Source organism: Stenotrophomonas sp. CC22-02, from assembly GCF_004365115.1.
GTDB lineage: Bacteria > Pseudomonadota > Gammaproteobacteria > Xanthomonadales > Xanthomonadaceae > Stenotrophomonas > Stenotrophomonas forensis.
On record NZ_SOCO01000001.1, the window covers coordinates 3275278 to 3295890 of the forward strand.

The following is a 20613-nucleotide window of genomic DNA, read 5'->3' on the forward strand; positions in this document are numbered from 1 at the left end:
CCACTCACCGCACGAAGGCGATGCGCTGCATGCCGGTCGCCTCGGCGGCGGCGAGGATCCTGGCCATGCCTTCGTATTCGGCCGCCGGATCGGTGGCGATACGCAGCTCCGGCAGGTTGCCGGCGTGCTCGCCCGCCTGCGCCTGCAGGCGCGCCTGCAGATCGCTGATCGCCATCGGTTGCCCGTCCCAGCTCAGCTGGTTGGACGCATCCAGGCGCAGCTCGATCGGCGGTGGCGGTTCGGGGCGATCGATCGTGCGATCGGTGGTCTGTGGCAACTGCACGGCAATCGGCCGGGCCACGATCGGCGCGGTCACGATGAAGATGATCAACAGCACCAGCATCACATCCACCAGTGGCGTGACATTGATCTCCGCCAGTGGGCCGCTTCGTCCTTCGCTACTGAACGCCATGTGCCGCTCCCTGCAGCCGGGCCGTTCGCCCAAGGCCGACACTACGGCGCGTGCCGCCCCGGATGGCAGTGCCGGTATCCGGAACATTCAGCTGCCGTTGCCGAGCTGCCGCGTGCACACAATGCGAAACTGAATTCAGCCAGCGCCCGCTATGCTGGACGCCATGACCCGACGCTCTTCGACCGCCCTGTCCCTGCTGCCCTTGGCCACCACGCTGCTGATCGGCTGCGCCAATGCCCAGTCCCTCGATGCCCAGAATGCGCAGCTGAAAGCCGCCATCGCTGCCGCCGAGCGCGGCCAGTTCGATCCCGGCCAGGCCGGTGCGCTCAGCCGCCACCCGGCCTATGGCTGGCTGGAATACGCCAACCTGCGCCGCAACATCGACACCGTCGATACCGCACAGGCACAGGCCTTCCTCAAGCGCTACGACGGCCAGGCCGTGGCCACCACCTTCCGCAGCGTGTGGCTGCCCTCGGTCGCGCGCCGCCAGGACTGGCCGACCCTGCTCGCCAACTGGGCACCGACCGACAACGCCGGCCTGCGCTGCGCCCAGCTGACCGCGCGCCAGGTGACCGGCAAGGTCGATCCGCAGTGGATCAGCGAGGCACAGGACCTGTGGCGCAAGAACGGCAAGTCGCTGCCCGACGGCTGCGATGCGGTTTTCGCCGTGCTGCAGGCGCAGGGCGGGCTGAGTGACGCCCTGCGCTGGGAACGCATCGACGCCGCCGCCGACGCGCAGCAGCCGGCGGTGATGCGCAGTGCGGCGCGCGGCCTGCCCGCCACCGACCTGGCACTGGCCAACACGTACGCCGCCTTCGTCGACAAGCCCAACGCCAGCGCACTGAACTGGCCGCGCAACGAGCGCAGCCGGCGCATCGCCACCGATGGCCTGGCCAAGCTGGCCAAGGCCGACCCGGGCGCCACCGAGCAGCAGCTGCCGCAGTACGCGCAGGCCCTCGGCCTGAGTGCCGACCAGCAGGGCCAGGTGCTGTACCAGATCGCGCTGTGGACGGTCGCCTCCTATCTGCCGGAGTCGGCGCGCCGCCTCAATGCGGTGCCGGAGTCGGCGTATGACGAGCGGTTGCACGAATGGCGCGTGCGCGAGGCCATGTCGCGTGGCGATTGGCCGGCGGCGCTGACCGCGCTGCGCAAGATGGGCAGCAAGCAACGCAGCGACCCGCGCTGGCGCTACTTCGAAGGCCGGATGCTGGAGAAGACCGGCCAGGCATCGCAGGCCCAGGCGCTGTTCCGCGATGCCGCGCGCGCCCCCACCTTCCACGGCTTCCTCGCCGCCGACAAGCTGCAGCAGGGCTATACGCTGTGCCCGTGGAAGCCGAACGACAGCGCGCAGGCGCAGGCCGTGATCGCGCGCGACCCGGCCATCCAGCGCGCGATGGCGCTGTACCAGATCGACCGCACCGGTTGGGCCGTGGCCGAATGGAACAGCGCACTGTCGCGTTTCGATGACACCCAGCGCCGCCTTGCCGTGCGCGTGGCGCAGGACAACGGCTGGTTCGACCGCGCCGTGTTCGCACTTGGCAAGCAGCCGCAGGAACAGCGCCTGTACGACCTGCGTTTCCCGCTGCACCACGACGCCACCATCCGCCGCGAATCGGCACGCAACGCCATCGACCCGGCCTGGGTGGCGGCGGAAATCCGCGCGGAGAGCACCTTCACCCCGCGCGCGCGTTCGCCTGCCAACGCAATGGGCCTGATGCAGGTGCTGCCGGCCACCGGTGCCGGCGTGGCCAAGTCGATCGGCCTGACCGGCTACGGCGGCGCCGACAGCCTGTACGACCCGGACACCAACATCGCCATCGGTACCGCGTACCTGCGCCAGCTGATGAACAAGTACGACGGCCTGCCCTATGTAACCATCGCCGCCTACAACGCCGGCCCGACTCCGACCGCCCGCTGGCAGGGCCAGCGACCGGGCTTCGATCCGGACCTGTGGATCGAAACGATCAGCTACAAGGAAACCCGCGAGTACGTGGCCCGCGTGCTGGCCTTCAGCGTGATCTACGACTGGCGCCTCAACGGCGATGCGCTGCCGCTGAGCGACCGCCTGATGGGCCGCCTGGTCGACAAGCGCAAGAGCTTCAGCTGCGCCGCCAACGCCGATCAGGGCGGCGATTGATCGCAACACGGGAGTGCCGGCCGCTGGCCGGCACTCCCCGGTATCCACTCCCTGGGGAGGGAAACGATGAGCCTGCTGGCCTGGATCGGGATGTTCGCCGCCTGGAGCCTGTTCGCTACCTGGGTGCTGCGCTGGGGTGGCGCGGCCTGGATGGAAGGCTGGAAGTCGCTGGCCTTCGTCGACAGCTGGGGCAGCCTGTGGGACGAAGCGCAGATCAAGCTGTATTTCCTCTGCCTGTGGATCGTCTACGGGCTGTGGTTCCTGGCCGGCCTGTTCGTGCCGGAGTGGCGCGGCCTTCCGTAATGCCCCTGCATGGGTAGTGCCGGCCGCTGGCCGGCACTACCGGTGCATCTGCGCCGACCATGCGATCATCCCACCATGAAGATCTATCTTGTCGGCGGCGCCGTGCGCGACCGCCTGCTGCAGCGCCCCGCCGGCGACCGCGATTGGGTGGTCGTCGGTGCCACGCCCGCGCAGATGGAAGCGCAGGGCTACACTGCGGTGGGCCGCGATTTCCCGGTATTCCTGCACCCGCAGACCGGCGAGGAATACGCACTGGCACGCACCGAGCGCAAATCCGGTCGCGGCTATCGCGGCTTCGTGGTCGATGCCGATCCAGCGGTGACGCTGGAAGAGGACCTGCAGCGCCGCGACTTCACCATCAACGCCATTGCCTGCGACGAAGTCACCGGCGCGCTGGTTGATCCTTACCGCGGCGTGCGTGATCTTGAGCAGCGCGTGCTGCGCCACGTCGGCCCTGCGTTCGTCGAAGATCCCTTGCGCGTGCTGCGCGCGGCGCGCTTCATGGCGCGTTTCGCGCCACTGGGCTTCACCGTCGCCGACGAGACCATGGCGCTGATGCGCGAGGTCGCCGCCAGTGGCGAACTGGATGCACTGGTGCCGGAGCGAGTGTGGCAGGAACTGCGCAAGGCGCTGGCCAGTGAACGGCCCTCTGCCTTCCTGCGCACGCTGCACGACGCGCATGCGCTGGGCCCGATCCTGCCCGAGCTGGAAGCGCTGTACGGCGTGCCGCAGCGCGCGCAGTTCCACCCGGAGGTCGACACCGGCATCCACCAGGAAATGGTCAGCGACATGGCCGCGAAACTGGCGCCGGGTGATGACCTGGTCGGCTTCGCCGCCCTCACCCACGACCTCGGCAAGGGTCTGACGCCGCCGGACGAATGGCCGCGCCACATCATGCACGAGCAGCGCGGCATCAAGCCACTGAAGGCACTATGCGCGCGGCTGAAGATCCCCACCGAGCACCAGCAAGTGGCCGAAGCGGTCTGCCGCGAGCACTTGAACGTGCACCGCATCGATGAACTACGTGATGTCACCGTGCTGGAGCTGCTGGGCCGCTGCGACGCATTGCGCCGGCCCGAGCGCGTGGCCCGCATCGCGCTGTGCTGCGAGGCCGACAAGCGCGGCCGGCTCGGATTTGAGGACGCCGACTACCCACAGGGCGAAACGCTCAAGCGTCTGCACCGGGCCGCTCTGTCAGTGCAGGCACGGGATCTGGATACCACCCATCTGAAGGGACCGGCCATTGGCGAAGCACTGGCCAGGGCGCGGGTGAAAGCCATCGCCGCCGCCCGCTGAAGCATCTGGTCCTACCGGGCGCTGGCCGGCACCCATCGCCCGTCTATCGACGGCGCCTGCGCGAGAAGTGGTCGACAGCATGAGCACCCAACAGGATGGGTTGCATCAAGAGGAACAGCCATCCACCCAGCCGGAGCGTCTCCACCGGATTGAACCGGGTAATGAAGGCAGCTGCCAGTATCAAGCCCACAAGAAGGCCGATCTCATAGACCCATAGCGATCGGTTAAAACGCTTGCCCACGGTGCTCTTCTCCATCGAACAGACCGCGCTTGCAAGCCATCGCAGCCATCTGGCACCACGGGTAGTGCCGGCCGCTGGCCGGCACCCCGATATCGCTCGATTCAGTGCGCCATGCCACGCGTGATCGCCGCCGCGCGCTGCTTCAGCTGGGCCACGGCATCGGGAATCATCTCCATGCCCACGTCCAGACCCGGGTTCAGCACCAGGCCGACACCGTCGCCGATACCGGCCAGCAGCGCGTGCACCGCGATCGGCATGGCATGGGCAAACTGCGGCAGCTGCTCGTGCCACAGGCCGGCGCGCTCGGGCGAGGTGAACACCGCGAACATCGGTTCGCCGCTCTCGCTGGTCAGCACCAGCGGCGAGATGCTCTCATCCCAGGCGCCGTCTTCGCCGATGGCCTTGTCCAGCAGCACGAACGCCGTCGAGGTCAACAGGCCATCGAGGAACTGCGATGCGGTCAGCGTCCCGTCCTGGGCCTGCAGCAGGCGCACCTCGAGGTCGTTGAGGGGTTCGAACGGGGTGTCGTGGTCCATGGTCGGTTCCGGTACGTGATTGCAGGGCAGACTTTAACAGCCCCGGCGTTCAACCGATGAATCCATGCCGCCACAGCCAGCCCAGCAGGGCCAGGCCAGCCACGACCACCAGCATCAGCGGCAGGCCGAAGCGGTGCCGCCACGGGATCGGCACCCCACCCAGCTGCTGGTCCATGGTTTCGGTGTCCAGTAACCAGCCGTGCTCGCACCGGGTGCAGGCCAGCTCGTAACGGCGCTGGTAGGCGAAGCCGAACAGCAGGTCGATGCGCGCCATCCTGTAGCGCAGCTGCGGCGCGAACTCGGTTTCGGTCTGGCAGCGCAGGCAGTGATGCGCTTCGGTGGGGCCGACGATCACCACCCGTTCCTGCTGGCCGATCAGGATCATGGATCAGCGCGCCTGGCAGGCGGGCTGCTGCAGCAACCACTGCTGCGCCGCCGCCAACGTGGCGGCATCGCTGTCGGTGCGCTGGTCCGGTTCGATCTTCAGCCCATCCCCCTGGCCATTGCGATCCTGCATCACGCTGGTGGTCAGCAGCAGTGCGCTGCCATCGACCAGCGGCCGCATCACGTTGGCAGTGGACAGCCCCGAGGTGGGTTGGCCGAAACTGCGCGTCTGCGGGCGACCGCGGAAAGCAAGCACGGTCGCCTCGCCGGAACTGGCGGTACGCGGTCCGGTCAACACCGCCACCGGCGCGCCTGGGTGTTTCAGCAGATAACCGGCCCCACCGAGATCGACCCGCACGCGCTCTCCAAGACGCACGCTGGACGGTGTCAGCTGCCAGCGCGTGGGACCATCCGCGGCGGCGAAGGACCCCACGTCCTCGTCGGCGCCGGGCGTGGCGCGCAGCAGTGGCGCTGCGCCCAGCAGCATCGGCCACATGTTGCCGCCGGTGTTGCCACGCAGATCAACGATCCAGCCGCAACGATGGCGGCCGTCCTGGTCCCGGATGATCGCCTGCCAGCGCTGCGCACGTTCCTTCATCTGCTGGTGCGCGGTGGGGCCCTGCATGACGCTGTAGCCCCCGATTTCGACCCGGCCGATGCGCGGGTCCAGCGCTTCGACCGAAGCAATCGCTGTACTCGGCGCCGGCGTCACTGCGCCATTGGCGCGTGCCAGGCGCTCTGCCTTCGCCTGCAACTGCTTGGCGCTGATCCACGCGCCATGCCCGCCGGAACTGCGGCCGGTGGCCTCCTGCAGCACCGCGCGGGCCTGCGCCGGATCGTTCTGCGCCGCCTTCAGGCGCGTACGGATGGCCGGCCAGTCCACGCGGTCGCGGTACAGCGACTCCTTCTCCAGCATGTCCAGCAACTGGGCCTGCGCCTGTGCTGTCGGCAGGTCGATGGCGGCCGGGGCGGCGGCCTGTGCGCTGCTGCAGAACAGGGCGCCCAGTGCAGCGGCGATCACGCGGAGATCAAGCGGCATTCGACGTTCCTTCGTCGTGGATGAGTAGCGCAGCATACGCGCTTGCCGCTGTCGTTGTATGTCGGCTTTGGCACGCGCCGCGCACAACAGCATTTACAACTTTGCCCATGTTGTCGCTTGAGCATAAGCGCGAAGGTGGCTCTGCCGGCGCGCTTTGCGCTGGCCGGGATTGGCGTCCTGAATCAAACATCGAAGCGATCGAGTTGCCGCCTCAACGGCAATCGCGACAATGCACCGGCTCGCCCATGGCGGGCGGTGCGTGGGGATCCTCGTGATCCGTCGGCTTTTTTCGCTTCGATTTTGACCGGCACGCCAACCCGCACCGCCCGCCACCTTGCATCCCGCAGGTGGCCTTGCCCTGTGAGGTTGCTGCCATGAACACGCCCTATCCCGCCTATCCACACCTGCACGCCCTGCTGGGCGACGCCCTGCCCGGCCTGGCGCTGCCCACTCCCGTGGCTGAAGCGCTGGAAGACGCATTGTGCGAGGGCGATGGCGATGCCGCGCCGTCGGCCTTCTTCGCCCGGTTGCGTGGTATCACGCAAAGCCACGCTGCCGATGGCTGGGCCTGGCGCGAACGGAACCTCAGCGAGGCGCGTGGCCGGGAACTGGCCGAGGCCACGCGGTGCCTCGCGGCGGTATCCGCCTGTGGGGGTGTGTTGCTGGCGGCGCAGTCGGCGCGCGAGATGGATGATGTGGCCACGCAGTGCCCGCCGCAGGTGGAGGAAGGCCTGCTGCATGCGGTGGTGGTGCTGGCCGATCATGCGGGTGGGTTGGTGGCACCGGGTGCACGCGCGGGATCGTGACGCCGATGGATTCGTGTCGACCAAGGTCGACACCCACCAGAGCAGATTATGGCGTCGGTTGGAACCCGGAGCAGGTCATGGCGCCGGTTGGAATCCAGAGCGGATTGGAATCCAGAGCGCATCATGGCGGTGATGGGTGAGTGCCGACCGAGGTCGGCACCCACCCGGGCGCGCGGCCGTCACCAGTCCGCGCGCAGGCCGATGTTGCCTTCGATGATGCGGCGCTTCTCGTTGCGGTCGCCGCCCAGTTCGCGGGTGTAATCGGCCACCGCGTAGGCGCTGATGGTGCGGTTGAAGCGCCCGACCACGCCCACGCCGGCTTCCAGTGCGCGCGAGCGCTGCGAATTGACGATCACGTCGTCGTCGAAGCGGATGCGGTCCTCCCCGGAGCGGCCGTGCCAGTAATTGAGCTTGAAGTACGGCTGCCAACCGTTGTCGGCCAACTGGTAGTCACCGGCCAGGCGCAGGCCGATGCGGCCGGTCCAGGCGTTGTCGTTGTCGAAGCGCACGCTCGACACCGCATCGCGACGGTCATCCAGCGCCGTGCGCTGCCAGATCACCTGTACCTGCGGTTCCAGCCACCAGGCCGACTGGCCGAACTGCAGCAGCGGCTTGCCGGCCTCCACCGACACACTGGTGCCATCGCCCTTGATGCCGAAGCCCAGCCCGCGCGAGGAACGCACGCGACCGTCGTAACGGCTCTGCATCGCCACTGCATCGATGTAGCCACCGTTGCTGTCGGTGAGCGTCCAGTACAGGCCTACGTGCTTGTCATCCAGCCGGTTCTGGCCCACCTGCACGTTTTCCCAGCCCAGCGCCAGGCCGGTGGTCTTGCCCTGTGCGCGGGTGCGGCCGACAAACACGCCGATCTGGTTGCGATGGTTGTCGTTGGCCGCGGCCCACACATCAAGACCGGCCTGCAGGCCCATCACATCGCCGTCGAACCCGGGCTGCGCGTCGCCCTTCCAGTGAATCTCGCTGCTCTGCCCGACCAGCCGCCCCCACGCCGTGCGCAGGCTGCCCTGGCTGTACAGCAGGCGCTGCTCGCCCTGCCGTTCGTGGAACGTGCCGAGGCTGGCCAGAGATGCCTCGCGCAGCAGGGGTGGCACCACCGCGTAGGTGGCGGTCTCCACGCGGTACAGCGGCACCACGGCCCCTTCTGCCGGGCGCGCATCCGGTGTCGGCGGCGCGCCGGTGCCGGGCAGGCTGCCACCCGCCACCGGCACCTCGGGCACTTCAGGATCGGTCGGCGGCGGCGCCGGGGGTGGCGCCGGCGGCGGTGGCGGTGGCGCAGTCTCGCCGGCGGTCAGGTCCGGATCGGTGGCACCTTCCGGCGGCGGGGGTGGCGCCGGCGTGATCGGCGGCGGCGCGACCACCGGCGGTGTCGGCGGTGGCGGCGTGACGGTAGCGCCGCCATTGGGCGCCGGTGTTGGCCCCTGCACCAGCGTCGAGCGCAGGTACCAGTTCTCGCCGGTACCCGCGCTGACCCCGCCCTTGAACAGGAAGTACTCGTAGGCACCGGCCGCCACGGGCGCGAACAGCGAGAATGCGCCCGGTGCGGTGGTGGCGCCATTCAATGCCTGCACCACCAGAATGCCGTCGGTACGGGTCGCCGCACCGCCGCCACCCACATTGAGGATGCCGATGCCGGTGCTGCCGGTGGCCGTGCCGCCGTCGAACACCAGCTTGTCACTGGCCGAATCATCCGCCCCCAGCACCGTCTTCAGGTACACGCCGCCACCGTCTCCGCGGTAATTGCCACGCACGGTGAAGGCATCGCCAGCACTACCGGTGTTGGTCAGATCGATGCGCCCGGCATTGACCACGTTGACCAGGCCCGATGCCGCGAACGGGCGAATCGCGTAGTTGCCGCCGCCAGCGAACAGCGTGCTGGTGTCGTCGACGGTGAGCGTACCGGTGCCGGTGCCGGCATCGCCCAGCACCAGAGCGCCATCGAAGGTCAGTTCGGTGCTGCTGGCCAGGTTGATCGTTTCCCAGTTCTGGAAGCGCCCCACCCCCGTGGTCTTGACGTTGGTGAGGTTGAGCTGGTCGGTCCCGCTGCCGCCGTCGAACAGGGGGACTGCACCGACGTGGGTCTGGGTGAGGTTGGCCAGGTTCGCAACGTCGTCATCCGGGCCCATGTCGATCGCACCGTAGACGATGCCGCCATCGGTCCAGTTGAACGTGTCATTGCCGGTGCTGAGCAGCACCTGGCCGCGCACGGTGCCATCAGTGATGGTCACGCTGTCGGCCCCGCCGCTGACGCTGATGTTGCCGCCGATGTAGGCCGTGCCCGAAATGATGATGGTGTCGGTGTCGAAGCCGGTCACCACGTTGCCGTCCACGGTACCGCCGGACATGTCCCACAGGTTCTTGTCCAGCTTCATGTTGACCCGGCCGATGCGGCCACCGGTCATCCAGGCCCGGTCGCCATCTTCGAAGGCACCGATGATGCGGCCACCACTCATGCGGAAGGTGTCGATGTTGTCGCCCTGCTGCAGGGCGCCGACGGTGCCGCCGGTCATGACGAAATCGTCGCGGCCACTGCCCTGTGCGACCACGCCGGTGATGGTGCCGCCGGTGACCGTCATCTGGTCATCGCCGCTGCCCTGGTCGACACGATCGAGGGTGCCGTCGTTGAGCAGCAGCACATCGTTGCCATCGCCCTGCAGGACGCCGCCGGTGATGCTGCCGGCCTGCATCTCCAGGCGATCATTGCCGGCACCGAACTGCACGCCGGTTCCGCCACTGATCGTTCCGCGGTTGACCAGCACGCTGTCACCATTACCGACGAACTGCAAGGCGATGTTGTTGCCCGTGCTGATGCTGCCAAGGTTCTCGACGCGGCTGCCGCCGCCGAGCTGCACCGCCACGCCGTTGACCGAACTGATCGCGCCCTGGTTGGACAGCAGGTGCCCCCCCGCACCGACCAGCGCAATGGCGGAACCGCCACCGCTCTGCTGCAGCTGGGCGCTGCTGGCAACGTTGACGGTGATGCCAGCCGCGCCGCTGGCAGCGATGGGAACGGTCTGCGGGTTGGGCGCACTGGCGCTGCAGGTGACCGTCTGGCCGGCAACGGGCGCGATGGAATCACAGCCGGCCCAGGCGACGCTGGCGGTCATCAGCATGACGGAGGGAACGGCCAGGGCCTGCAGCACGGAAATGGTGAGGCGACGCGGACGAAACACGCGCGGGACGGCACGGGACATACAGCACTCCTGGACAGGGGATCAGGAACTGCGGATATGCGGTACTGCGAATGCAGTCTGCCCTGTCGTGAATGGTTTCGACAGGTGAATTTACATGCCAGTGATCACACTTCAATTGCGAACTCGAGCGATTCTCACCTGGTCTCTACGTGACTGAAACCATTCATTTTTCTGGAGGCCACCAGTAGCGAGAAGAGCATCCACGCAGGGCGTGGATCTACTGAACCAACACGCGCATCCCGGACGATCCACACCATGCGTGGATGAGGCCCAACCGCACCAGTAGATCCACGCCATGCGTGGATGAGGCGGGTCAGATCTTCAGGTAGATCTTCCGCCGGTCCAACCACCATGCCACGCCCCACCACAGCGCGACGAACGCCACTGCCTGCAGCATCGATGCCAGCTCCAGCGCCTGCGGCATCGCATGGGCCAGCTGCTGCCAGATCCAGCCCCAGGCGCCAGTGGCCATCAGTACCACCGACATGACCGACGCGCCAAGATAGGCGGTGATCGCATTGACCCCGAAGCGCCGCCCCAGCGCGGGCCAACCCTTGCGGTCGATCAGCACGTGGCCCAGCCACAGCGCCAGCGCGGCAAGGCCACCGGTCCACAACACATAGCTGGGCGTCCACAGCTGCTTGTTCAACGGCAGCACGGTGGCCAGCAGCAACCCGAGCACAGCGGTTGCCACGCCCAGCCCGGCCAGGGCCGCCGAACGCCCGTTGCGCAGCAGGCCGCCGGCCAACAGGCCGAGCACGGTGCTGGCCAGGGCACCCAGGGTGCTCAGCAATCCTTCCGGGTCATGGCCAAGCCCGGTATCGGCGTGCCACTGGTAGATCCACGGGGCGAACAGCGTGGTATCCAGACGGCTGGCCGGATTGGTCCACGGCGCCAGATCGCCGATGCCCAGCAGCAGTACGGTGTACCCCACCAGCAGCGTGACCAGCACGGCCGCCTGCACGCGCGGCCGCGCATACACCGCCAGCACGCCCACCAGCGCCGCACACACCGCGATGCGTTGCAGCACGCCCCAGATACGGAAATGGTGTGTATCCAGCGCCCACCAGATCAACAGATGCAACAGCGCACCGGCCAGCAGGATGCGCAGCGCGCGCTCCAGCACGCCACGCGCCAACGCAGGGCGGACCGACGCGTCCAGCGCGCGCGGTGCCACGCTGAAGGCCATCGACACACCGACCAGGAACAGGAAGAACGGGAACACCAGATCGGTGGGCGTGCAGCCGTGCCAATCCGAATGGCGCAACGGCGCAAACACCGCGCTCCAGTCGCCCGGATTGTTGACCAGCAGCATCGCCGCCACGGTGATGCCGCGCAGAGCATCGATCGAGCCCAGCCGGCGTGGCGGCGTAGCGTTCATCAGGCGGCCTCGTACTGTCCGGCGATCCAGGTGCCGCGCACCTGCAGGGCGTCATCCAGCAGCACCAGGTCTGCCTGGTAGCCCTCTGCGATGTGGCCGAGGCGGTCATCGACATTGAGGAACTGCGCCGGATAGGTCGAGGCCATGCGCGCGGCTTCGGCCAGCGGCTGGCCGAGCAGCTGCACCGTGTTGCGCACCGCGGTGGCCATGTCCAGCGCCGACCCGGCCAATGCACCTGCAGCGTTGCGGACCACGCCGTCGATGGCAGTGATGGTTTCGCCGTACAGCACATAGCTCGGGTCGTCGGCACCGACCGGCGGCATCGCATCGGTCACCAGCAGCAGGCGGCCACGCGGCTTGGCCGCCAGGGCCACGCGCAGGCTGGCCGGATGCACATGCACGCCATCGACGATGATGCCGATCCAGCTGTCGCGGTCTTCCAGCGCGGCGCCCACTGCGCCGGGTTCGCGGCCCTGCAATGGCGACATCGCGTTGTACAGATGGGTGAAGCCACGCACGCCGGCATCCAGGCCGGCGCGGATCTCTTCGTAGGTGCCTGCGGTATGCCCAGCGGCGACGATCACGCCACGCTCGACCAGCGCACGGATGGTCTCCAGCGGCACGCGTTCCGGCGCCAGCGTCAGCAGGGTCACGCCGTTGTCGAGCGAGGTGGCCAGCGCGATCTCTTCCTCGTCCGGCACGCGGAACTTGCTGGCATCGTGGGTGCCCTTGCGCGCAGGTGCGAGGTAGGGGCCTTCCAGATGGATGCCGATCACGCCCGGCACGCCCTGTGCGATGGCCTCGCGCATCGCACCGATGGCCTCGCGCATCACGCCCACGTCGTCGCTGATCAGCGTCGGCAGCATCGCGGTGGTACCGAAACGGCGGTGCGCCTTCGCGATGGTGCGCAGCGATGCTACGTCCGGCGTGTTGTTGAACAGCGCACCGCCGCCGCCGTTGACCTGCACGTCGATGAAGCCGGGCAGCAGCCAGCCGCCTCCCAGGTCCACCTGCTCGGCGGCCTGGCCAAGCTGCGGCGCGGCATCGGGCAGCAGCGCACTGATGCAGCCGTGCTCGATCACCACCGCCAGATCGTCGCGGAATTCATCGCCTGCAAGGATGCGGGCGTTGCGCAGCACCGTGGCCATCAGACCGTCTCCGTAACCTTGTTCAGGTGCGGCGGCAGATCCGGGTTGAAGCCACGCCGCAGCGCCAGCGCGTTGATCGCGCGGTAGAAGCTCTGCACGGTCAGCAGCGGCGCGCACAGCGGATGCGGCGCGGCCGCCACCGGCAGGTTGCCACCGGCACCAGCCATCCACACCTGCGCACCGCGCGCGGTGAACTCATCGACCACTGCGCGGGTACCGGCGCCGGTCTCGTCCGGCTGCGCGAAGGCGAGCACCGGGAAGCCACGATCGACCAGCGCCATCGGGCCGTGCTTGACCTCGGCCGAACTGTAGGCCTCGGCGTGCAGGCTGCAGGTTTCCTTGAACTTCAGCGCGGCTTCCTGCGCCGCGCCCAGGCCCAGGCCACGGCCGAGCACGAACAGGTTGGTGGCTTCGACCAGACCCTCGGTCACCGCACTCCAGTCGCACTGCCAGGCCGCACGCATGGCATCGGGCAACAGGTCCAGCGCCGCGCGCAGGTTGCTGTCCTGCTTCCAGTACGCGGCCAGCTGCAGCAGCGCAGCCAGCGAAGCCAGGTAGCTCTTGGTGGCCGCCACGCTCTTCTCGGCACCGGCATGCAGCGGAATGACCGTGTCGGCCAGCTGCGCCAGCGGCGAATCCTCGACGTTGACCAGCGCGATCACGCGCGCACCGGCCGCCTTGGCGGCTTCCGCATTGCGCAACAGGTCGGGGCTCTTGCCCGACTGCGAGATGACGATGAACAGTGCGCCGCGCAATTGCAGCGGTGCGGCATACACCGAGCCCACCGACGGCGAGGCCGAGGCCACCACCAGGCCCAGCTGGGTTTCCAGCAGGTATTTGCCGTAGGTGGCGGCGTGGTCGGAGCTGCCACGCGCGCAGGTGACCACGAACGGCGGCGGCGCCGCGCGCAGGCTGGCGGCCAGGGTTTCCAGGGTGGCGTGGTTGCGCGAGAACTGGCGGGCGACCACGTCGGCTGCTTCAGCGGCCTCGGCGAACATCAGGGTGGAAGTGGGGTCTGACAGCGACATGGCAGGCTCAGGCGGGATCGGAAGGAAGGGGGCGTGCGCCGGCCGGGCGCATCGGCGCGGTCGAACCGCGCACCACCAGTTGCGGCACGAAGCCCTGGTTGTGCAGCGGTGCCGGCGCATCGTCGTAGGCGTCGCTACGCAGCTGCGCGATCAGCAGGCGCGCAGCGTGGCGGGCGATGTCCTCGGTGGCCTGCTTGGCGGTGGTCAGTGGCGGCCACGACTGGCGCGAAAACGGGCTGTCCTCGAAACCGGCGATGGACAGGTCATAGGGCACGTTCATGCCGGCCGACTTGGCGGCGGCCAGCACGCCGGCGGCGATTTCATCGTTGGAGCCGAAGATGGCGGTGGGCGGCTCGCGCAGCGCCAGCAGGCGGCGCGCACCGCGGAAACCATCGTCGAAGGTGTAGTCGCCCTGCACCACCAGGTGCTTGTCCACGGTCATGCCGTAGTCCTTCAGCGCAGCCTCGTAACCGGCATAGCGCTCACCGGAGGAGCGGTGCGAGATGCCGCCCCAGAGGAAGCCGATGCGCTGGTGGCCCAGCTGGATCAGGTGTTCGGTGATCTCGTAGGCGGCCTCGCGGTCGTCGACGAACACGCAGGCACCATCGGCCGGATCCTCGGTGGCGGCGATGATGCGCACCAGCTTGATGCCACGCGCGGTCAGCGCCTGGATCAGGTCGCGGCGCTCGGACATCGGTGCGGTCAGCACCAGCCCGGCCAGGCGCGAACGCTGCACCCAGTCGGCCAGCTCATCGGCCAGCAGCGGCGAGCTGGAATCGCAGGGATGGATCTGCAGGCCAAACCCGGTCTCGCGGCAGGCAGCGAGCACGCCGTTCTGCACGCCAATGATGTGGTACGGGTTCGGGTTGTCATAGACCAGCCCGATCACGAAGGTGGTGCCGCTGCGCAGGTTGCGCGCGGACGGGTCGGGCTCGTAGTCGAGCTCGGCGATGGCACGCAGCACCCGTGCACGGGTGGCCTGCATCACCGAGGGCTCGTTGTTGATCACCCGCGAGACCGTCTTCAGCGAGACCTTGGCCTTCTCCGCAACGTCCTTGATGGTCGCTCTGCGCATGGGTTTTCCCTGGGGTTGGCTGCCGTCCATCATCGCCGATCAGCGCTCCTGCGGCAGGCCGGCGCGATGGCCGACCACCGAGTAGAACAGGATGTACAGGTAGCACGGCACCATCAGCAGCACGAACACCAGCTGGAAGTCGATGTGCTGCTTGAGCACGGCGAACAGCTGCGGAATGATCGCGCCGCCGGCAATGCCCATCACCAGCAGCGCCGAACCGGTCTCGGTGAAACGGCCCAGGCCGCGGATCGCCAGCGGGAAGATCGCCGGCCACATCATGGCGTTGGCAAAGCCCAGCAGTGCCACGAAGGCCACCGAGACATAGCCGTGGGTAGCCCAGGCACCCAGGCAGAACACCACGCCCAGCACGGCGGAAATGGTCAGGTAGCGCGACTGCGAGACCACGCGCGGGATCAGCAGCAGGCCGACCACATAGCCGACCAGCATCGCGCCCAGGGTCAGCGAGGTGAACATCTTGGTCTGGTCCAGCGGCAGGTCGAAGCCATGGCCATAGGTGCCGATCGCATCGCCGGCCATCACCTCCACGCCCACGTACACGAACAGGCACAGCACACCCAGCCACAGGTGCGGGAACTGGAAGATGCTGCGGCGCTCGGCGGCACCGGCGGCCACCGGCGTGGCATTGGCTTCGGACGACTTGATTTCCGGCAACGGCGAGAACAGCACGGCCACCGCCAGCAGCACCAGCAGGCCGGCCATGGCGAGGTACGGCGCGTGGATCTTGGCAGCGAACTCATTGAGCAGCTGCACCTTGGTCGCCTCATCGGCAGCGGCCACCGTCGCCGAAAGATCGCCGATGCCATGCAGCACCACGGTACCGATCAGCACCGGGGCGAGCATGCCGGCGATCTTGTTGCAGATGCCCATCAGCGCGATGCGCCGCGCCGCGGTCTCGATCGGGCCGAGGATGGAGATGTAGGGGTTGATCGCGGTCTGCAGCAGGGCCAGGCCGCTGCCGATCACGAACAGGCCGCCGAGCGCGCCCGGATACCAGCGTTGGGTGGCGAATTCGCCGAACAGCGCCGCACCACCGGCCATGACCAGCAGGCTCAGGCTCAGGCCCTTCTTCATGCCGGTGCGGCGCAGGATCCACGACGCCGGCAGGGCCAGGAAGAAGTAGGACAGGTAGAACACCATCAGCACCAGGAAGGCGCCGACCTCGCTGAGTTCGAAGGCGAGCTTGACGAAGGTGATCAGTGGCCCGTTGAGCCAGGTGAAGAAGCCGATCAGGAAGAACAGCACGCCGACGATGGCGATGGAGGTGGCCACGTTCGGGCGCGCGCTTGCAGCGGGGACGGCGGACATCAGGAGGGCTCCTGCGGCGACGGCCGCAGAACGCGGCGTCGGAGAGTGGCTGGGAACAACGTTGTCACATTCTTTCGATGGACAACGGCGGTTTGTCAACTTCCCTGCGTCACCCCGTGAACCCCGTGCTGCACTGCGCAAGCCGATCCCGGCGCATCCAGCTGAATGCGCCGCAGCCCTTGAGCCCCGTGCAGCAAAGGTTCCCGCGTGAAACCCATGCTCACGCCATGTAAACGTTTACTGCATGTCGCATTCGTTGCGGCGCAGCAACGAAAGTGTCACGAACTCGTTGACATCGTTGTCAGCGGGGTTACAGACTCCGCCCCAATCGCCGCCCTCGATCCCGGGGCCGGCCCCACCTGCAGCAGGAGCCCGCGTGACCGCCAGCCACCCCGCCCCGGCCCATGTCCTGTCCCGAGTCGCGCCCTCGTTCCTGGCCGCCGACGTTGGTGGCACCCATGTGCGCGTGGCCCGGGTCCAGGCCAGCGGTGATGCCGCCCACCCGGTGCAGGTGCTGGAGTACCGCAAGTATCGCAATGCCGACCATGCCGGCCTCAGCGCGATCCTGTCCGACTTCCTCGGCGAAGGCCCGCGGCCCTCGCACTGCGTGGTCGCCAGCGCCGGCTATGCCCGCGAGGACGGCACGGTGATCACCGCCAACCTGCCGTGGCCGCTGTCGGCGCGCCAGGTGGAAGCGGACGTCGGCCTGCAGCGGGTGTACATCGTCAACGACTTTGAAGCGGTGGCCTACGCCGCCGCGCAGGTGGACGCCAGCGGCGTGCTGCACCTGTGCGGACCAGAGACCGCTGCGCGCGGCCCAACCCTGGTGGTCGGCCCGGGCACCGGCCTCGGCGCCGCGCTGTGGATTCCCACCGCACACGGCCCGGTGGTGCTGCCGACGGAAGCCGGCCAGCCGACCCTGGCCGCCAGCACCGAACTGGAAATGGCCATCGTCCGCCACATGCAGCGCGACCGCGCGCACGTGTCGATCGAGCATGCGATCTCCGGCCCGGGCCTGATGAACCTGTACCGCGCGGTATGTGCGCTGCAGGGGCAGGTACCAACCCTGGCCAGCCCGGATGCGGTCACTGCCGCCGCCATGGCCGATACCGATGCGCACGCACGCCAGGCGCTGGATGTGTTCTGCGGCCTGCTCGGCAGCACCATCGGCGACATGGCGCTGTTCTACGGCGCCCATGGTGGCGTCTACCTGGCCGGCGGCATCCTGCCGCAGATCCGCGAATACCTGCACGCCAGCACCTTCGTCGAACGCTACCTGCAGAAGGGGCCGATGGGCGAAGCACTGGCACGCATCCCGGTGAAGGTCGTCGAGCACGGCCAGCTGGGCGTGGTCGGCGCTGCCAGCTGGTACCTGCAGCAGTCGGCCGCCTGACACCGCAACAGGCTTCAACGCAATCGCAGCACGCAGTACGTGGCACGCCAACGCACGGGACTTCGCCGCCACCCCGCGCATGTCTTCGCAACCGTAATCGAACACCGCCGCCGGCATCCAATCGAGTGATGAGGAGAGACATCATGAACACCCGCAAGACCCTGCTTTCGGCCGCCATCGTCAGCTGCATCGCCTTCAGTGCGCACGCGCAGCAGGCCGCCCCGACCGCCACCGACCTGGACACCGTGACGGTTACGGGCATCCGTGGCTCGATGGAAAAGTCGCTGGACACCAAGCGCGAAGCCAATGCGCGCGTGGAAGTGGTCACCGCCGAAGACGTCGGCAAGCTGCCGGCGCACAACGTCGCCGATACCCTGCAGCGCCTGCCGGGCGTCAACATCAGCTCGTCCAGCGCCGACGAAGGCGGCTTCGACGAAGCCGACCGTGTCAGCCTGCGCGGCACCAGCCCGAGCCTGACCCAGACCCTGATCAACGGCCATACCGTCGGCTCAGCCGACTGGTTCGTGCTCAGCCAGGGCAACAACGTCGGCCGCAGCGTCAGCTACTCGCTGCTGCCGTCGGAACTGGTCAGCTCGGTGGAGGTGAACAAGTCCTCGCAAGCCAAGCTGCAGGATGGCGGCACCACCGGTACCGTCAACATCATCACCCGCAAGCCGCTGGAGTTCTCCAAGCAGTTCACCGCTGAAGGCTCGATCGGCATGGTGCGTTCGGACCAGGCCAAGTCGAACGACCCGCAGTATTCGGCACTGTTCAACTACAAGAACGACGAAGGCACCTTCGGCGTGATGGTGCAGGGCTTCAGCCAGAAGCGCGAGCTGCGCCGTGAAGCGCAGGAAATTCCGGGCGGTTTCTTCAAGATCGGCGCCGGTGATCCGGTGGCCAAGACCAACCCCGACCTGATCGGCGTCAATGTCCCGGGCCTGCTGGGTTCGACCCTGTTCGAACAGACCCGTGAGCGCAAGGGTGGCCTGGTCTCGCTGCAGTTCAAGCCGAGCGACAGCCTCACCCTGGGCCTGAACGGTTTCAGTTCCGAACTGAAGGCGAACAACTACAACCGCAACTTCATGATGTTCGGCAACAGCTTCGCCAAGTCGCAGGCGCCGGATCCGGGCTATGTGATCAAGGATGGCGTGCTGACCAACGCCACCTACAAGGGCGTGCCGGGCACCGACTACGCGGTGTACGACATGATCTACCGCGAGTCGAAGGCCAAGTCGAGCTATGTCACCTTCGATGCCGACTGGCAGATCAGCGACAGCCTGACCGCCAAGTTCCAGGCGGGCAGCACCAAGGGCACCGGCGAAACGCCGCGCCAGTACATCGCCGAGGTCACTCTGGCCAACGGTGGCGGCGCCAGCTGGGCCACGCACGGCAATGGCTCGCCGATCGACTGGAACGTCGGCGGCGATATCTCGCCCAACGGCGTGACCAGCTTCGGCACCTGGGGCAACCAGCAGGTCACCGCAGAAGACAAGGAGAAGTGGGCCACGCTCGACTTCAACCAGTACTTCAATGATGGCGGCGTGCTGAGCTCGATCGACTTCGGCCTGCGATTCGCCGACCACAAGCGCGAAGCGCTGTCGCCGGAAGGTGCAACCCCGGGTGACATCTGGAGCGCGCTGAAGAACGGTGCAACGGCCAATTACCCGAGTGGTTTCGCCGGTGACATCGGCGGCACCTTCCCGCGCAATCTCTGGTACTTCACCCCGGGCGCGCTGAAGGACGCGGTGACCAACAACTCCACCTGGCTGGCCGGCAATGATGGCCCGACCGGTCGCCACAATTACGGCGCCGAGTGGAAGGTGAAGGAAAAGAACTTCGCCGGCTACGTACAGGCCAACTTCCGCGGCGACTGGTGGAGCGGCAACGTCGGCCTGCGCTACGTCAACATCAAGCAGGACATCGACACCTACAACGCCGTCAGCAAGGCCGCCGACGCCGATGTCAGCAGCCTGTTCGGCATGTGGGAGCGCCTGGCCTTCCAGAACAAGCGCAACCGTGTGCTGCCCAGCGCCAACATCAAGTTCGACCTGGACGACAAGCTGGTGCTGCGCGTTGCCGCTTCGCAGACGCAGACCCTGCCGGACTACTCGGCGCTGGGTGCCTCCTCGTACGGTTCGGACCTGAACCGGACCGGCGGCGGTGGCAACCCGAACCTCAAGCCGACCCTGTCGACCAACCTGGATGCCAACCTGGAGTGGTACTTCATGCCGCGCGGCATGCTGTCGGTGGGCGCCTATCACATGGACCTGAAGGACTACATCGCCTTCGACGTGGTCTCACGCCAGCTGTACAGCGAACTGACCAACCGGCTTGAGACCTACCAGATCTCCACCCCGATCAATGCCGACGGCAAGGTCACCGGCGTGGAAGTGGCCTACGAACAGCCGATCGGCGAGTACTTCGGCATCAATGCCAACTACACCTACGCCAATGGCACGACCTCGCACACCTGGTCGGATGGCTCGCACAACCTGCTGGGCACCTCGAAGAACACCTACAACGTGGGTGCCTACTTCGAGAACGAGCGCTTTGGCGCCCGGGTCAGCTACACCCGCCGTTCTTCGTTCCTGATCAGCCTGTCGGGCACCAACCCGTACTACCAGGATGACTTCGGCACGCTGTCGGCATCGGTGAGCTACAAGGCCACCGACTGGCTGAGCATCAGCCTGGATGGCCTGAACCTCAACAACCCGACCTACAAGTACTACCAGACCGCGGCCATCCCGACCTCGTTCTACAGCAACGGTCGCCAGTACTACCTCAACTTCCGCTTCAAGTACTGATCCAGCGGCGGCAACATCGCCGAGTCGTGCACGCACGCCGGGCCTGGATCATTCCGGGCCCGGCGTTTTTCATGTATAGCGTTCATCGCACC

At 67.4% G+C, this 20613-nt stretch carries 16 protein-coding genes; 6 read left to right on the plus strand and 10 right to left on the minus strand.

What is annotated here, in order from left to right:
- Positions 1-4 precede the first annotated feature (4 nt).
- Complete coding sequence (locus N440_RS14970; protein WP_133935567.1) at positions 5-412, minus strand: biopolymer transporter ExbD; 408 nt, start codon at positions 410-412, stop codon at positions 5-7.
- Between the two features lie 151 nt (positions 413-563).
- Between N440_RS14970 and N440_RS14975 the strand changes: the two genes are divergently transcribed.
- From N440_RS14975 to N440_RS14985, 3 genes are all read left to right on the plus strand, one after another.
- A complete protein-coding gene (locus tag N440_RS14975; RefSeq protein WP_133935568.1) occupies positions 564-2549 on the plus strand; it encodes a transglycosylase SLT domain-containing protein in 1986 nt (661 codons plus the stop codon).
- A 66-nt stretch (positions 2550-2615) separates the two neighbouring features.
- Complete coding sequence (locus tag N440_RS14980) at positions 2616-2852, plus strand: hypothetical protein (RefSeq protein WP_008267778.1); 237 nt, start codon at positions 2616-2618, stop codon at positions 2850-2852.
- 75 nt (positions 2853-2927) lie between these two features.
- The gene (locus N440_RS14985; protein WP_133935569.1) at positions 2928-4148 is read left to right on the plus strand and encodes a multifunctional CCA addition/repair protein; all 1221 of its coding nucleotides are present in this window, start codon (positions 2928-2930) and stop codon (positions 4146-4148) included.
- A gap of 342 nt (positions 4149-4490) precedes the next feature.
- Here N440_RS14985 and N440_RS14990 read toward each other — a convergent pair whose 3' ends face one another.
- Genes N440_RS14990 through N440_RS15000 form a run of 3 tightly spaced genes read right to left on the minus strand, consistent with a single transcriptional unit; the run spans position 4491 to position 6348 of the window.
- Positions 4491-4925 (minus strand): SseB family protein, encoded by a 435-nt coding sequence (locus N440_RS14990; RefSeq protein ID WP_006470037.1) that lies wholly within the window; start codon positions 4923-4925, stop codon positions 4491-4493.
- 49 nt (positions 4926-4974) lie between these two features.
- Entirely contained in the window at positions 4975-5310 is a 336-nt protein-coding gene (locus tag N440_RS14995; protein ID WP_133935570.1) for a hypothetical protein, read from the minus strand.
- Positions 5311-5313: 3 nt separating this feature from the next.
- Entirely contained in the window at positions 5314-6348 is a 1035-nt protein-coding gene (locus tag N440_RS15000) for a S41 family peptidase (RefSeq protein WP_133935571.1), read from the minus strand.
- 374 nt (positions 6349-6722) lie between these two features.
- Here N440_RS15000 and N440_RS15005 point away from each other — a divergent pair, with 374 nt between their 5' ends.
- A complete protein-coding gene (locus tag N440_RS15005; RefSeq protein ID WP_133935572.1) occupies positions 6723-7154 on the plus strand; it encodes a hypothetical protein in 432 nt (143 codons plus the stop codon).
- A gap of 179 nt (positions 7155-7333) precedes the next feature.
- On the opposite strand, the gene N440_RS15010 is transcribed toward N440_RS15005, so the two are convergent.
- The 6 genes from N440_RS15010 to N440_RS15035 all read right to left on the minus strand — a co-directional run bounded on the left by N440_RS15010 (position 7334) and on the right by N440_RS15035 (position 16321).
- Complete coding sequence (locus N440_RS15010) at positions 7334-10363, minus strand: autotransporter outer membrane beta-barrel domain-containing protein (protein WP_133935573.1); 3030 nt, start codon at positions 10361-10363, stop codon at positions 7334-7336.
- A 313-nt stretch (positions 10364-10676) separates the two neighbouring features.
- Positions 10677-11744 (minus strand): heparan-alpha-glucosaminide N-acetyltransferase domain-containing protein, encoded by a 1068-nt coding sequence (locus N440_RS15015; RefSeq protein ID WP_133935574.1) that lies wholly within the window; start codon positions 11742-11744, stop codon positions 10677-10679.
- Positions 11744-12892 (minus strand): N-acetylglucosamine-6-phosphate deacetylase, encoded by a 1149-nt coding sequence (nagA, locus tag N440_RS15020; RefSeq protein WP_133935575.1) that lies wholly within the window; start codon positions 12890-12892, stop codon positions 11744-11746. Before nagA ends, N440_RS15015 begins: the two co-directional genes overlap by 1 nt.
- Positions 12892-13920 (minus strand): SIS domain-containing protein, encoded by a 1029-nt coding sequence (locus N440_RS15025; protein WP_133935576.1) that lies wholly within the window; start codon positions 13918-13920, stop codon positions 12892-12894. The genes nagA and N440_RS15025 overlap by 1 nt, the downstream gene beginning before the upstream one ends.
- 7 nt (positions 13921-13927) lie before the next feature.
- The gene (locus tag N440_RS15030) at positions 13928-14995 is read right to left on the minus strand and encodes a LacI family DNA-binding transcriptional regulator (RefSeq protein WP_006391719.1); all 1068 of its coding nucleotides are present in this window, start codon (positions 14993-14995) and stop codon (positions 13928-13930) included.
- A 39-nt stretch (positions 14996-15034) separates the two neighbouring features.
- Complete coding sequence (locus tag N440_RS15035) at positions 15035-16321, minus strand: sugar MFS transporter (protein WP_049458851.1); 1287 nt, start codon at positions 16319-16321, stop codon at positions 15035-15037.
- 376 nt (positions 16322-16697) lie between these two features.
- On the opposite strand from N440_RS15035, the gene N440_RS15040 reads away from it, so the two are divergent.
- Both N440_RS15040 and N440_RS15045 read left to right on the plus strand, forming a co-directional pair.
- Positions 16698-17714: a glucokinase family protein gene (locus tag N440_RS15040; RefSeq protein WP_133935577.1), complete on the plus strand. Its 1017-nt coding sequence runs from the start codon at positions 16698-16700 to the stop codon at positions 17712-17714.
- 143 nt (positions 17715-17857) lie between these two features.
- A complete protein-coding gene (locus N440_RS15045) occupies positions 17858-20521 on the plus strand; it encodes a TonB-dependent receptor (protein ID WP_133935578.1) in 2664 nt (887 codons plus the stop codon).
- Positions 20522-20613 lie beyond the last annotated feature (92 nt).

Bases quoted from the DNA above. Each gene is read 5' to 3' on its own strand.
- N440_RS14970 (WP_133935567.1), bottom strand. From the start codon at position 412: ATGGCGTTCAGTAGCGAAGGACGAAGCGGCCCACTGGCGGAGATCAAT.
- N440_RS14975 (WP_133935568.1), top strand. From the start codon at position 564: ATGCTGGACGCCATGACCCGACGCTCTTCGACCGCCCTGTCCCTGCTG.
- N440_RS14980 (WP_008267778.1), top strand. From the start codon at position 2,616: ATGAGCCTGCTGGCCTGGATCGGGATGTTCGCCGCCTGGAGCCTGTTC.
- N440_RS14985 (WP_133935569.1), top strand. From the start codon at position 2,928: ATGAAGATCTATCTTGTCGGCGGCGCCGTGCGCGACCGCCTGCTGCAG.
- N440_RS14990 (WP_006470037.1), bottom strand. From the start codon at position 4,925: ATGGACCACGACACCCCGTTCGAACCCCTCAACGACCTCGAGGTGCGC.
- N440_RS14995 (WP_133935570.1), bottom strand. From the start codon at position 5,310: ATGATCCTGATCGGCCAGCAGGAACGGGTGGTGATCGTCGGCCCCACC.
- N440_RS15000 (WP_133935571.1), bottom strand. From the start codon at position 6,348: ATGCCGCTTGATCTCCGCGTGATCGCCGCTGCACTGGGCGCCCTGTTC.
- N440_RS15005 (WP_133935572.1), top strand. From the start codon at position 6,723: ATGAACACGCCCTATCCCGCCTATCCACACCTGCACGCCCTGCTGGGC.
- N440_RS15010 (WP_133935573.1), bottom strand. From the start codon at position 10,363: ATGTCCCGTGCCGTCCCGCGCGTGTTTCGTCCGCGTCGCCTCACCATT.
- N440_RS15015 (WP_133935574.1), bottom strand. From the start codon at position 11,744: ATGAACGCTACGCCGCCACGCCGGCTGGGCTCGATCGATGCTCTGCGC.
- nagA (WP_133935575.1), bottom strand. From the start codon at position 12,892: ATGGCCACGGTGCTGCGCAACGCCCGCATCCTTGCAGGCGATGAATTC.
- N440_RS15025 (WP_133935576.1), bottom strand. From the start codon at position 13,920: ATGTCGCTGTCAGACCCCACTTCCACCCTGATGTTCGCCGAGGCCGCT.
- N440_RS15030 (WP_006391719.1), bottom strand. From the start codon at position 14,995: ATGCGCAGAGCGACCATCAAGGACGTTGCGGAGAAGGCCAAGGTCTCG.
- N440_RS15035 (WP_049458851.1), bottom strand. From the start codon at position 16,321: ATGTCCGCCGTCCCCGCTGCAAGCGCGCGCCCGAACGTGGCCACCTCC.
- N440_RS15045 (WP_133935578.1), top strand. From the start codon at position 17,858: ATGAACACCCGCAAGACCCTGCTTTCGGCCGCCATCGTCAGCTGCATC.